Source organism: Streptomyces sp. CRN 30, from assembly GCF_034105845.1.
On sequence record NZ_JAVRHI010000398.1, the window covers coordinates 15,512 to 29,458 of the forward strand.

The 13,947-nt window shown below is 74.0% G+C and carries 9 protein-coding genes; 7 read left to right on the forward strand and 2 right to left on the reverse strand.

Translation table 11 applies throughout. The features are described from left to right. Positions 1-5: 5 nt before the first annotated feature. Positions 6-1,550 (reverse strand): LCP family protein, encoded by a 1,545-nt coding sequence (locus UW392_RS43475; RefSeq protein ID WP_320780831.1) that lies wholly within the window; start codon positions 1,548-1,550, stop codon positions 6-8. A 152-nt stretch (positions 1,551-1,702) separates the two neighbouring features. On the opposite strand from UW392_RS43475, the gene tatA reads away from it, so the two are divergent. Next, a complete protein-coding gene (tatA, locus tag UW392_RS43480) occupies positions 1,703-1,870 on the forward strand; it encodes a Sec-independent protein translocase subunit TatA (RefSeq protein WP_320780832.1) in 168 nt (55 codons plus the stop codon). 139 nt (positions 1,871-2,009) lie between these two features. Then, the gene (locus UW392_RS43485; protein ID WP_414497262.1) at positions 2,010-3,542 is read left to right on the forward strand and encodes a substrate-binding domain-containing protein; all 1,533 of its coding nucleotides are present in this window, start codon (positions 2,010-2,012) and stop codon (positions 3,540-3,542) included. 88 nt (positions 3,543-3,630) lie between these two features. Here UW392_RS43485 and UW392_RS43490 read toward each other — a convergent pair whose 3' ends face one another. Continuing rightward, entirely contained in the window at positions 3,631-4,287 is a 657-nt protein-coding gene (locus UW392_RS43490) for a nucleoside/nucleotide kinase family protein (protein WP_320780834.1), read from the reverse strand. 185 nt (positions 4,288-4,472) lie between these two features. On the opposite strand from UW392_RS43490, the gene UW392_RS43495 reads away from it, so the two are divergent. From UW392_RS43495 to UW392_RS43515, 5 genes are all read left to right on the forward strand, one after another. Then, positions 4,473-4,991, forward strand: a complete 519-nt coding sequence (locus UW392_RS43495) for a (2Fe-2S)-binding protein (RefSeq protein WP_320780835.1) — start codon at positions 4,473-4,475, stop codon at positions 4,989-4,991. Positions 4,992-4,993: 2 nt separating this feature from the next. Continuing rightward, entirely contained in the window at positions 4,994-5,983 is a 990-nt protein-coding gene (locus UW392_RS43500) for a xanthine dehydrogenase family protein subunit M (RefSeq protein WP_320780836.1), read from the forward strand. Next, positions 5,980-8,208, forward strand: coding sequence for a xanthine dehydrogenase family protein molybdopterin-binding subunit (locus UW392_RS43505; protein WP_320780837.1), 2,229 nt, complete (start codon positions 5,980-5,982; stop codon positions 8,206-8,208). Before UW392_RS43500 ends, UW392_RS43505 begins: the two co-directional genes overlap by 4 nt. Before the next feature lie 230 nt (positions 8,209-8,438). Next, complete coding sequence (locus tag UW392_RS43510; RefSeq protein ID WP_320780838.1) at positions 8,439-8,714, forward strand: beta-ketoacyl synthase N-terminal-like domain-containing protein; 276 nt, start codon at positions 8,439-8,441, stop codon at positions 8,712-8,714. Then, a complete protein-coding gene (locus UW392_RS43515; RefSeq protein ID WP_320780839.1) occupies positions 8,630-13,942 on the forward strand; it encodes an SDR family NAD(P)-dependent oxidoreductase in 5,313 nt (1,770 codons plus the stop codon). Before UW392_RS43510 ends, UW392_RS43515 begins: the two co-directional genes overlap by 85 nt. The last annotated feature ends 5 nt before the right edge of the window (positions 13,943-13,947 follow it).

The window sequence follows — 13,947 nt, forward strand, 5'->3', positions numbered from 1 at the left end:
TGGGTCTAGCCGTACGACAGGTCCGAGCACGGATCGTCGTCCGCGGAGCGGGCTCCGTCCGCCACGGACGAGGGGACGGACGTCGGCGCGGGCGAGGCCGAAGCACCGGCACCGGCACCGGAGTAGTCCCGGCCCAGGATCACGTCGATGATGGCGGCATCGGCCCCGGGCTCCAGCGTGGCGCCGGGGAAGAGCGCGGCGACGGTGCGGGCGCGCGCCTCCAGGCCGGTGCCGTACCGGATCACCGTGGTGGTGCGGTCCTGGCTGTCGGCGTTGGCCGTCCCGGTGACGGTGAGGCCGTGCGCGGTGAGCGCCGACGCGGCGCGGGAGGCCAGGCCGGAGGTCGTGGTGCCGTTGTGGACGGTCACGGCGATGCCCTCGCCGTCCACCTCCTCGACGGCTTCGCCGTCGCTCGGCGAGGGCGACGGTGAGGGGGACGTCCCGCTCCCCGTGCCGCCGGCGGCGTCCGTGCCGTCGAGGGTGCGGTCCGCCGCGAGCGCGGCCCACAGCCGGTCCGCGTCCGGCTGGACGACGGCGACGCGCGCGCCCTCGTAGCGCCAGGGCACGGTGACGAACTTCATGTGGTGCAGGTCGACGTCCCTCAGTGACATCACGAAGGAGACGAGCTTGCCCGCGGTGCCCAGGCCCGGGTCGACGGTCATCGACTCGACGGCGGCGTCCGCGAGCGGCAGCAGCCTGGTGGGGGTGAGTCCGTCGCTCCTGACCTTCTTGACCAGGGCGGCCACGAAAGCCTGCTGGCGTTTGATCCGCCCGATGTCGGAACTGTCGCCGATGCCGTGCCGGAGGCGGACGTAGTCCAGTGCCGCCTGGCCTGAGACGTCCTGCTCGCCCTCGTGGAACAGCAGCTCACCGCGGGTGGCGCGGTGGGGGTTCAGGTCCTTCTGGTACACGTCGGCCGGCAGGCACACCCGCACCCCGCCCACCACCTCGGTCAGCGCGGCGAAGCCCTTGAAGTCGACGACGACGGTGTGGTCGACGCGCAGGCCGGTGAGTTCCTCCACCGTGTTCTGCGTGCAGGCCGGGTTGCCCTCGGCGGTCTGTCCGACCGAGAAGGCCGCGTTGAACATGGCGTCGGTCCGGGTGGTGGTCCAGGTGCCGTCGGGAAGTCTGCACGGCGGGATGGTGACCAGTGTGTCGCGGGGGACGGACACGGCCACGGCGTGTTCGTGGTCCGCGTACACGTGCAGCAGGAACGCGGTGTCGGAGCGGCCGACGTCGTCCGCGCTGCCGCCGCCGAGGGCACTGTTGCCGTCGGTGCGCGCGTCCGAGCCGATGACCAGCACGTTCGTCGCACCGGAGGAGTCGGCCACGGGACGGTTCTTCGACAGCCCGTCCCCGTCGAAGGTGTCGATGGCGCCGCTCAGCCGCAGATAGACCCAGCCGAGTCCCGCCGTGCCCAGTACGGCCACGGCCAGCGCGGTGACGAGTGCCTTCCGTATCGGGCCGCGGGTGCCCCGGGGCACCGCCCGGCGGCCGCGCGCCCGGCGCCGGCCGCGCGCGGGTGTGGTCCGGTCGTTGCTGGTGGTCATGCGTGCGCCCTCATCCGTCCGCTCGTACCGGGGGGACGAACGCCCCCGACCCTTGGTTATACACTTGCGCAACAACGCAATCATGACAGACGGTACGGCCCGGCCCGCGGCGCACGCACCCCTGTCCGGCACCGAGAAGGGACGTACCGGAAATGCTCCGCAACGGACTGGAACCGTGGCACCTGTTGCTCGTGGTGATCGTCGCGATCGCCCTGTTCGGCTCGGAGAAACTGCCCGACACCGCCCGCGCGCTGGGCAGGTCGCTGCGGATCCTCAAGAGCGAGACCAGGGCCATGAAGGACGACGCGCCCGCGGAGTAGCGGTGGAAGTGCCCTCGTCCACGCGGTAGTTGAACAGCGGGCGAACAGAGGTCGGCGGCACGCGCCGGGCCGTCCGGACAGGCGTACGGTGACCCCACCGTTCGGCTCCGGGAGTGGCGGGGGACCACCGGTGAATGCAGTGGAGTGGCTGAGCAACGAGAACGTCGTCGCCGTGGGCACATCCGTCCTCGGTGTCCTCGCGGCCCTGGGCACGTCGTTCTACGACCGCCGGGTGCCGCGCCGCAAGCGGATCGGCTACCGCGTGCAGATGGACAGCCCGATAGGTGACGGGGCGTCCTTCGACCCCAACCCGCGCCTCGGGGACTTCGACGTCCCGAACATGGCCGACGCCTCGCTCGTCCTGCTGCGCATCGAGAACGACGGGTCGCAGAGCATCGCCGACGACGACTACACCTCGCCCGAGGTGCACGGACTGACGGCGGAGTTCACGGGGCGCACGGTCCAGGCCGTCTCGGTCACCCAGCCGTCCGGCATCGACCACCTGCGGAACCACTTCACGGACGTCAACGGGTTCGAGTACGACCGCAACAAGGTGCGCATCCCGCGTGTCCCGCTCAACTCCGGTGACCACTTCAAGCTGCTCGTGCTGCTCTCCGGCGGGCCGGTGGAGGGAGAGGTCAAGCTGATCGGCGGCCTCCGGGACGGCAGGGTGCACCGCAACAGGGCGCCCAAGCCGGACGAGAAGGAGCGCACGTTCAGCGTCCCCGCCCGGGTGGTCAGCGGTGCGCTCACCCTCGCCCTGCTCGTCCTCGCCGGCATCATCCTGTTCCGCGACGGCAACCCGATGGGGTGCGAGCGGGGCGAACTGACGGTGACCGGCTCCACCGCCTTCGAGCCCGTCCTCCAGACGCTCGCGGAACAGTACGAGAGCCAGTGCGACGGCGCCGACATCACGGTCCGGGCGCGCGGCAGCGAGGAGGGCGTCGCGGAACTCGCCGCCCTGGGAGCGCGGTCGAAGGACGCCGCCCGGTCCGTGATCACCTTCTCGGACGGCCGGATGGGCGAGCGCTGGAACCTGAAGGAGAAGAAGATCGCCCTGTCCGTCTTCACCCTCGTCGTCCACGAGGACGTCGAACTCGGCCCTGCGGGCCTGTCCCTGCAGCAGGTGCGGGACATCTACGCGGGCCGGTACCAGCGCTGGGGCGAGGTCGTCCCCGGCGTGGCGGAGATCGCCGACCTCCCCGTCGTCCTGGTCAGCCGGGGGGCCGAGTCGGGCACACGGCAGATCTTCCAGGAGCGGGTGCTGCGGGAGTGGGAGAAGGCGCCGAGCACGTCGCTGGACTGCGGGCCGGACGACCACGCCGAAGACACGGTCACCCGCTGCGAGCTGTCCGGCACGCGGGCCGTGCTCGACGCGGTCGCCGCACAGCCCGGCGCCATCGGCTACAGCGAGCTCACCCTCGCGCAGGAGCGGAGCGCGGACGTGCGCAGGGTGCCGTTGGGCGGCGACCTGCCCGACCTCCGGCGGATCGAGGCGGGCGGCAGCCGGTACCCGTACAAGGACATCGAGTACGCCTACACCTACGGCACGCAGGAGCCCGGCAGCCTCGCCGCCGGCTTCCTCGCCTCTTTCGACGAGCCCGCCGGCCAGCAGGTGATCCGGGACAAGGGGCACCTCCCGTGCCTGCGCAACGCGTCGCTGTGCGCATGACGTCCCCGCGCCCGCCGGACGGTACCGCCGGGCCCCACCGCACCGGACGAGCGGCACACGGCCGTACCCTCCCCGGCGCTCCGGCCTGCTAGGACCACGGCGCGGGGGCCTCGCCGGGGGCGAACCGGACGACGAGGTCGGCACGTCCGGCGCCGGCGGCGACCCGGCGGGCGTTGGCCTCGTCGGAGCCGAGGACGAAGGCGCGTGCGTGCTGGGGACTCTTGCCGAACCGTTCGTGACGGGCGATCAGGCGGCGTACCCGCTCGTCCGGGTCCAGCCCCACCCACCAGCAGGCGTCGAGCAGCGGGCGCACCGGTCGCCAGGCGGGCTCGTCGAGCAGCAGGTAGTTGCCCTCGGTGACGACCAGGGGGACGTCGGGCTCCACGGGGACGGCGCCGGCCAGCGGCTGTTCCAGCGCGCGGTCGAAGCCGGGCGCGTACACGGTGTGCGGCCCGTCCGGTCCTGGGTCGCGCAGCCGGCGCAGCAGGGCCGCGTAGCCGTACGCGTCGAAGGTGTCGGGGGCGCCCTTGCGGTCGGCGCGGCCGAGCCGGGCCAGTTCCACGTCGGCGAGGTGGAAGCCATCCATGGGGACGAGGACGGCGCGCCGGGGGCCGAGGGCGTCGACGAGGTGGCGGGCGAGGGTCGTCTTGCCCGCGCCGGGAGGCCCGGCGACACCGAGGACGCGGCGCCCGCCCGCCGCGGCCAGCGCCTCGGCGCGGGTGAGGAGTTCCTGGAGGAGCGTCATGGTGAGCCCACTTTTTCATGATCGTGACCGTGGGCGGATGCGCGGGAGGGCCCTCCGCGTCCGCACCGGCGGAAAAGCGTCAGAGCGCCCCGGTGTCCGGTCGGCCGGCCGGTGCCGGGGATACCTTCTTCGTCGTAGCCGTAGCCGATGTCCTCTCGAACTGCGAACGACAGAATCGAGGCGCCATGCAGCACGCACAGACCGGGTCACGCCCGACCGGCGGGTCACCTCCCGCACTGCCGAGCGTCGACATCACGCTCGAGGTCAACGGCACCCTCCACGCCCTCCGCGTCGACACCCGCGTCACGCTCCTCGACGCGCTCCGCGACCACCTGGGCCTCACCGGGGCGAAGAAGGGGTGCGACCAGGGCGCCTGCGGGGCCTGCACGGTGGCCATCGACGGCCGGCGCGTGGTGTCGTGCCTCGCCCTGGCCGCCCAGTGCGAGGGGCGGGAGATCACCACGATCGAGGGGCTGTCCGCCGGCGGCGGGACGCACCCGGTGCAGGCCGCCTTCGCCCGGCACGACGCGTTCCAGTGCGGCTACTGCACGCCCGGCCAGATCATGTCCGCGGTCTGCCTCCTCGCCGAGGGACGCGCGGACACCGAGGAGGACATCCGCGAGTTCATGAGCGGCAACCTCTGCCGCTGCGGCGCCTACCCGAACATCCGCGCGGCCATTCGTGAGGTACGGGGGGAGCGCTGACGATGCACCCCTTCGAGTACGCCCGGGCCACCGACGCCGACCAGGCCGTGGCCCTCGCCACCGCCGACCCGCGCACCTCGTTCCTGGCCGGCGGCACCACCCAGCTGGACCTCATGAAGGACGGCGTCCTGAGCCCCGCACGGCTCATCGACATCACCCGCCTCCCCCTCGGCGGCATCACGCACACCGCCACCGTCGTCCGGGTCGGCGCGCTGACGACGATGGAGGAGCTCGCGGCGGACCCCGTCGTACGCGGGCGGGTGCCGTTCGTGCGGGAGGCCCTGCTGCTCGGGGCGTCGACGCAGCTGCGCAACATGGCCACCATCGGCGGCAACCTGCTGCAGCGCGCCCGCTGCCGTTACTTCCGCGACCCCACCGTCCCCGCCTGCAACAAACGCTCTCCCGGTTCCGGGTGCGCCGCCGTCACGGGCGTCCACCGCATGCACGCCGTCCTCGGCACCAGCGACCACTGCATCGCCCTGCACGCCTCGGACCTCGCGGTCCCGCTGACGGCGCTGGACGCGGTCGTCCACATCCGTGGCGTGCACGGCAACCGGGCGGTCCCGCTGACCCGGTTCTACCTGCCGCCGGGCGACACCCCGCACATCGAGAACGTGCTGCTCCACGGTGAGCTGATCACCGCCGTGGAGATCCCGCTGCCCGCCGAGGGCACGCGGTCCCACTACCTCAAGGTCCGCGACCGCGTCTCCTACGAGTTCGCCCTCACCTCGGCCGGCGTGGCGCTCGAGCTGGAGGACGGCGTCGTCCAGGAGGCGCGGGTGGCGCTCGGCGGTGTGGGCACCCTCCCCTGGCGCTGCCGGGACGCCGAGGACGTGCTGCGCGGCGCCCGCGCGGACGACGAGGTCCTGCGCGCGGCGGCCGAGGCCGCCCTCGAGGGCGCCCGGCCGCTGCCGGGCACCGCGTTCAAGGTCGAGCTGGCCAAGCGCACCCTGGTACGTACCCTCCGGACCGTCGTAGGAGCACCGTCATGACGACCCTGGGAACCGGACCCGGCAGCGGAACCGGCACGACCGCCGGCGCGGGCATCGACCGCGTGGACGCCCCGCTGAAGGTCACCGGAGCGGCCCGTTACCCCAACGACTTCGCCCTTCCGGGCATGGTCCACGCCGCCCTGGTGGGCAGCACCGTCGCGGCGGGACGCATCCGCGGCATCGACGTGTCGGGGGCCGAGGCGGCCCCGGGCGTGCTGACCGTCATCACCCACCTGACCGCGCCCCGGCTGGAGCCGGGACCGATGACCCTGCTGGGCGGATCACCCCCGGCACCGCTGCGGGACGACCGTGTCCTGCACCACGGCCAGCACGTCGCGGTCGTCGTGGCGGAGAGCGCCGAACAGGCCCGGCACGCCGCACGGCTGGTGCGCGTCGAGTACGAACAGGGCAAGGCCGTGCTCGACATGGACGACCCCCGGGCCGAGATCCTCGTCGACCCCTGGGGGCTGGACACCGAGCGCGGGGACGTCGCCGCCGGGTTCGCCCGGGCGGACGTCGTCGTCGAGGACACCTACACCACCCCCGACAACACCAACAACCCGCTCGGCCTGATGACCACCCTCGCCTCCTGGCACGGCGAGTCGCTCACGGTGCACGACTCCACGCAGTGGCCGCACAACGTCCGCACCACGCTGGCCACCGTCTTCCGGGTGCCGGAGAGCGGCGTCCGGGTCCTCGCGCCGTTCGTCGGCGGCGGCTTCGGCGCCGGTCTGCGGGTGTGGTCGCACGTCGTGCTCACCGTGCTCGCGGCCCGGCAGGTCGGGCGCCCGGTCAAGCTCGTCCTCAGCCGCCCCGAGATGTTCACCTCGGTGGGACACCGGCCCGACAGCGTCCAGCGGATCAGGCTGGGCGCCACGCATGACGGCGACCTCGTCGCCGTCGAGCACGACGGCATCTCGTCGGTCGCCATGGAGGACGACGACTACGAACCCGTGTCGTCCGGTTCGGCCGTCGCCTACGCCTGCCCGAACGTACTGACCCGGGACCGGCAGGCGCGCCTGAACATCCCCTGCCCGGGCTCCATGCGCGCACCGGCCGAGGCGCAGGGCAACTTCGCCCTGGAGTCCGCCCTCGACGACGTCGCCCACGCCCTGGGCATGGACCCCCTGGAGATCCGCCTGCGCAACCTCGCGCACACGCACCCGGTCCTGGGGCTGCCCTGGTCGAGCAACGCGCTGAAAGAGTGCTGGCTGCGTGGCGCCGAGCGGTTCGGCTGGTCGCGGCGCGTCCCCGGACCGGGATCGATGCGGGACGGCCGGTGGCTGGTCGGCTACGGCCTGGCCGGGGTCTCGTACCCCTTCTACCAAGTGCCGTGCCAGGCACGCGCCTCCGTGCGCCGGGACGGCTCCGCCTACGTGCGCAGTGCCGCCACCGACATCGGGACCGGCACCTACACGGTCATGACCCAGCTCGCGGCCGAACTCCTCGGTCTCGACGTCACCCGGGTACGGTTCGGCCTCGGTGACTCCGACATGCCGTACGCGCCGCAGGCCGGCGGCTCCGGTCTCACCGGCGCCCTCGGCAACGCCGTCCACGCCGCCTGCCGTCAACTGGTGCGCCGCATGTGGGCCCTGGTGGCGGAGGACGCAGGATCGCCCCTGCGCGGGTCCTCGCCCGGCGACGTGACGGTCACCGACGGGCGCCTCCACCTCGTCGGGGACACGGGCCGCGGCGAGAGCTACGCGGACGTCCTGGCCCGCCACGGCCTGGAGGAACTCAGCGCGGACGGCCGCAGCACGCCCCCGCTCCCCGAGGAGCTGGGCCTGGCCCCCGCCGGCGCCTTCGGGGCCAAGTTCGTCGAGGTGCGCATCGACCCCGAGCTGGGACTGCTGCGGGTGGCCCGGGTGGTGTCCGCGGTCGACGGCGGGCGCATCCTCAACGAGAAGACCGCCACCAGCCAGATCGTCGGCGGTACGGTCGGCGGCATCAGCCAGGCGCTGTTCGAGGAGACGGTCACCGACCGGGGCACCGGGCGCATCGCCAACGCGACCTTCGGCGACTACCTCATGCCGGTCAACGCGGACGTCCCCGACCTGGAGGTGCTCTTCGTCGGCGGCCCCGACCGCGCGAGCGCCACCGGCACCAAGGGGATCGGCGAGGTCGGGCTGGTCGGCGTGGCCGCGGCCATCGGCAACGCGGTCTTCCACGCCACGGGCCGCCGCCTCCACTCCCTCCCCTTCACCGTCGAGCGGCTCATGCTCTGAGGGTTCGTGTCACCTCCCCGGGCGGGGCCCGGGCGCCCTGCCCGGGGAATGCGGTGTGCACACACAACGGACATCGTTCGTTTATTCGCCTCTTTGGCCGCACACTCCGTCGTTGCGGTGAAAAGCGAGGCGAAAGGGGCGATTCGACCACTCGAGCCCACCGTGATCAGGGTGCGCTCAGCGCTCCCGCGGTCGTGTGATCACGGAGGGCATCGAGAGGGGGGTGTGCCATGGCGGGGGAATCGTCCGGGACGGACGCGGTCGCGATCGTGGGACTGGGGTGCCGGCTGCCCGGCGGGATCGTGGACCTGGCCGGGTTGTGGGAGGCGCTGGAGGCCGGGCGCGACCTGGTCGGGACGGTGCCGGAGGACCGGTTCGAGACCGAGCGGTTCGTCGACACCGCGATGGCGCGGCCGGGGCCATGGACCGGGTCCGTCTCCCGCTGGCCGCCGGCCTCGACGGGCTGGCCCCGGACGGCGGCACCGAGGCGCTGGTCTCCACGGTGACCGGCGGCCCCGTGCCCGCCTCCGGCCTGGACGGCGCCTACTGGTGGCGCAACGTCCGGGAACCGGTCCGCTTCGCCGCCGCCGTCGGGCACGCCCCGGACGCGGGCGTCGACGTACTGCTGGAGGTCGGCCCGCATCCCGTCCTGGGCACGTACCTGCGCCGGATCACCGCCGGACGCGACCGGGTGGCCGTGCTCGCGAGCCTGCGCCGCGACACCGCCGGGCCGGCCGCGCTGCGCGGGTCGCTCGAAGCGCTGATCGCCGTAGGGGTGGAGCCGGACTGGACGCGCTGGTTCCCGCGCCCGCCCCGGGTGGCCGAGCTGCCCGCGTACCCGTGGCAGCGGGAACGGCACTGGAGCGGCGCCCCGCAGCAGTGGGTCGTCAGCAGCGGATCGGGGCGGCTGGACCACCCCCTGCTGGGCGAGCGGATGCCCACGGCGGAGCCCTCCTGGCAGGGCCCCTTCGAGCCCGCGCTCGTGCCCTGGCTGGCGGACCACAAGGTGGCCGGGTCGGTGCTGCTCCCCGCGACCGGTCACATCGAGATGGCCCTGGCCGCCGGCCGGCGGGTGCTGGACGGCCCGGTGGAACTGGCCTGGCTGGAGGTGAGCCGCCCCCTGGTCGTCCCGTGGGACCGGCCCGGGGACGTCCGGGTGCAGCTCGCGTACTCGCCCGACGACGGCATGGTGTCCATCACCAGCACCGAGGCGACCGAATCCGCCGACGGCGCCGGAACCGACGTTCCACGGCCCCGTCCGCACGCCCGGTGCCGGGTCCGTGAGCTGATCGGCGGGCCGCCCCCGCGGATCGATCTGCCCGGGGTGCGCGCCCGCTGTACCCGCCGCTTCGACGACCTGTACCCGCGGCTGGCCGCGACCGGCCTCGACTACGGACCCGCGTTCCAGCAGCTCGTGCGGCTGCACACCGGGGAAGGGGAGGCGCTGGCCGCCTACCGGCACACGACGGACGCGGCCGACGCCGCGCGGTACGTGGCGCATCCGGCGCTGCTGGACGGCACGCTCCAGGCGTGCATCCCGCTCGCGGCCGCCCGGGTCGGCGACGGACAGGCCTGGCTCCCCGCCTCGGTGCGGGCCGTACGCGTCTGGCGGAGCCCGTCCCCGACGGGGCTGGTGCACGTGCGTGACCGCACGGCCGGCACCACCGAACTCTGCTTCGACGTGACCGTCACCGACCCGGACGGCAGTGTCACCGCCGAACTGGACGGGTTGCGCCTGCGGCGCGTACCCGGCCCGGCCGACCGGGCTTTCCTGCGGTACGAGACCGTGCTGCGTGCCGCGCCGCATCTCCACCTGCCTGCCGCGCCCTCGCCGTTGCCGGACAACCAGGACCTCGCCCTGGTCGCGACGGCGGACACCGAGGCGGTGCGGGCCGACTCGCGTTCCGTGCGCTACGCGGAGTTCACGGCCCGGGGCAAGCTGGTGACCGCGCAGGTGGCGGCCGCCGCGTTCGCGGAGCTGCTGCCCGCGGACGTGGACTGGTTCACTCCCGCCGACCTGGTCCGGCGGGGCGTGCTCCCCGGGCTCGACCGGCTGGCGCGTGCCCTGCTCCGCCTGATGTCCCGGCACGGTCTCGCGGCCGTCGGCGAGGACGGGCGGTGGCGGCTGACCGGCACCCCGGCCCCGCGGCCCCTGCTGGCCCGGCTACTCCTGGACTTCCCGGACTGCGGCGCCGAGACACAGATGGCGACCCGTCAGCTCTGGCACCTGCCGCAGGTGCTGCGCGGCGAACAGGACCCCCTGCACCTGCTGGTCGGCCAAGGCTCCCAGGAGGCCCTGGAGCACTTCTACGACCTCGCGCCCAGCTCCCAATCCCACAACCGGACCGTCGCCGCGCTGGCGAAGGCGATCGTGCGGGCGTGGCCCGGGGACCGGCCACTGCGCATCCTGGAGATCGGCGCGGGCACGGGCGGCACCACCGCCGCGCTCCTGCCGCTGCTGCCGCCGGAACGGACCGTCTACCACTTCACCGACCTCTCCGCGGGCTTCTTCGCCCGCGCCCGGCACCGCTTCGGCGACCACCCCTACGTCGACTACCGTCCGTTCGACCTGGACACCGACTCCGCCGGGCAGGGCTTCACCAACGGCGGTTATGACCTCGTGGTCGCGGCCAACTCCCTGCACACCGCGGCCGACCTGCGGTCCGCCCTGCACCGGGTCCGCGGACTGCTGTCCCCCGGTGGCCGGCTGCTCGCCTTCGAGTCACACGACTCGGACGCTCTGCTGCCGCTCTTCGGTGCCCTGGACAGCTTCTGGCCCCACGACGACGCGCTGCGGCCGGACTCTCCCCTGCTGGGCCGGGACCGGTGGCCCGAAGTACTGCGCGAGTGCGGCTTCACCGACGTCGTACGCCTCGGTGACTCCACCGGGCGGACCGGGGTGCCCGCCTCGGTGCTGCTGGCCTCGGCACCCGTGGACGATCCCGCCCGGCCCCCGCTCCCCGGGCCGGACGACGGTACCCGGTGGATCGCGGTGACCGAGAGCGGAACGGAGACATCGGCGGCCGGGCACCTCACCGCACTCCTGGCCGGTGGCGGCACACGGTCCGTCCCGGTGGTGCCCGCGTCCGTCGACCCGGCGGCCTGGGCGGAACCGCTCGACGGCGACGGCGACCCGACCGTGGTGCTGCTGCTGGGCGCGGCCCCCGCCGGCCCGCGGGCGATGCTCGACCAGGCGGTGCGGCGCGCCGCCGTCCTCCGGGCCATGGCCACGGCCTGCCGGTCCCTCCCGGACCGTGTCCGGCCCGCCCTGTGGCTGGTGACCCGGCCCAGCGGCGCCCTGCCCGCGCCCGAACGGGCCACCCAGCCGCAGGACGCCGCCGCCTGGGGCATGGCCCGCACCCTGGCCAACGAGCACCCCGGCCTGCGGGTGACCCGGCTGTCCCTGGACCGCCTCGGCGACCCCGCCGCCGACGCGCACCGGCTCGCGCGCGAACTGCTGGAACCCGTCGCGTCGTCCGGTGACGCCCCGGACACGGCGGCGCGCGAGGACGAGATCGTCCTCACCCCGGGTGGCCGCTTCGTACCCCGGGAACGGGAACTCCCGTCCGGCGAGCACGTCGAGCCGAGCGGCGACGAGCCGTTCGCCCTGGAGATCCGCGCGCGCGGCCTGTCGTACGAGCCGGCCTGGGTGCGCACCCGGCCCCTCACCCCGGGGCCCGGCGAGGTGGTGATCGCGGTGCGGGCCGCGGCGCTCAACTACCGCGACATCATGCTGGCGACCGGTCTCCTGCCCCCCGAAGCGGCCGAGGAGGCCTTCGGCGAGTGCGGGCCCGGGTTCGAATGCGCCGGAGTGATCACCGCCGTGGGCGAGGAGGTGAGCGGCCTGGCTGTCGGGGACCGGGTGTGCGCCGCCGTTCCGGCCAGCCTGGCCTCGCACACGGTCGCTTCGGTGAGGACCGTGGTGCGGATCCCCGACAGCCTCGGTCATGTGGAGGCCGCGACCCTGCCGGTGGCCTGGCTCACGGTGCACTACGCGCTGCACGACCTGGCGCGACTGGCGGCCGGGGAGACCGTGCTGGTGCACGGCGCCGCCGGCGGAGTCGGGCTCGCCGCCGTCCAGTACGCCCGTCTGGTGGGCGCCACCGTGATCGCCACCGCGGGCAGCCCGGCCAAGCGCGACCTCCTGCGGGCCATGGGCGTCGAGCACGTCCTGGATTCCCGCACCCTCGACTTCGCCGGCCAGGCGCTGCGGATCACCGGTGGGCGCGGGGTCGACGTGGTGGTCAACTCGCTGGCCGGGCAGGCCGTCGACCGGGGCCTGGAGACGCTGGCGCCGGGCGGGCGGTTCGTCGAACTCGGCAAGCGCGACATCTACGCCAACAAGCCGCTCCTCATGCGGCCCTTCAGCCGCAACGTCGCCTTCTTCGGCGTCGACATCACCGCCCTGCTGACCGGCGGGGCCGCGCTCGACACCGGCCAGCGTCTGATGGCCGAGATCGCCGAGCGGGTGGTGGACGGCCGCTACCGGCCGCTTCCGTACACGGTGTACCCGGCCGCCCGGGCCGGCGAGGCGTTCACACTGCTGCAGCACTCACAGCACATCGGCAAGGTCGTCGTGAGCCTCGACCCGCGGGACGGTCCCCTCCCGGTCCGTACCCGGCGGCAGCCGGCCCCGCTCGATCCCGACGGCAGCTACCTGGTCACCGGAGGTCTGGGCGGGTTCGGCGCCGCGACCGCCCGCTGGCTCGCCGAGCGCGGCGCCCGTCATCTGGCCCTGGTGTCCCGGCGGGGCGCCGACCACCCCGAGGCCGACGCGGTGCTGGCCGACCTGGCGGCGCGTGGCGTGCGGGCCACGCCGTACGCCGCCGATGTCACCGACGCCGCCGCCATGGCCGAGGTGATCGGCCGCGTGGACGCCACCGGGTACCGGCTCGCGGGTGTGGTGCACGCGGCCATGACGCTCGACGACGGCCCGCTCACCGAACTGACCGACGAACGGATCCGCGCGGTGCTCGCCCCGAAGATGGCCGGGGCGGCGGTCCTCGACGTCCTGACCCGCGAGCGCGATCTGCGGCTGTTCCTGCTGCACTCCTCCGTCACCGCGAGTGTCGGCAACATCAAGCAGTCCGCCTACGTCGGCGGCAACCTTTTCACCGAGGCGCTGGCCCGGCGACGGCACGGCGACGGGCCGGCTCTCGCTGTCGCCTGGGGGGCGCTCGGGGACTGCGGCCATGTCGCCCGCGAGGGCCTCGTACCGGTCATGGAGGCACTCGGCACCGCCCCCATCGGCTCCCAGGAGGCACTGGCGGCTCTGGACATCCCGGTGGCGTCCGGCACCGCCGTGACCGGCGTCGGGCGGTACGACTGGGCCCGGCTGCGCGCCTTCCTGCCCACCCTGCCGTCGCCCCGCTTCGCGGCGCTGCTGCCCGCCGACGGCGGCCTCGGCCGTCACACCCGCCAGGGCCTGCTGGCCACCCTGGCCGGCCGTACCGCCGACGAGGCGCTGACGGCCGTCAGCGGCACGCTCGCCGAGATGCTGGCCGGAATCCTGCAGACCGACGCGGCCCGCCTCGACCCCGGCTCCCCGGTCCAGGACTACGGAGTCGACTCCTTGATGGCCGCCGAACTGCTGACCACGTTGCGGCAGCGTCTCGACGTCGAGATCCCGCCCATGGAACTGCTGCAGGGCGGCATCACCCTCGACGACCTCGCCCGCCACGTACTGCTGCGCCTCGGCGTCCACGCCACCGACACCGCCGACGCCGACGGCTGAAAGGA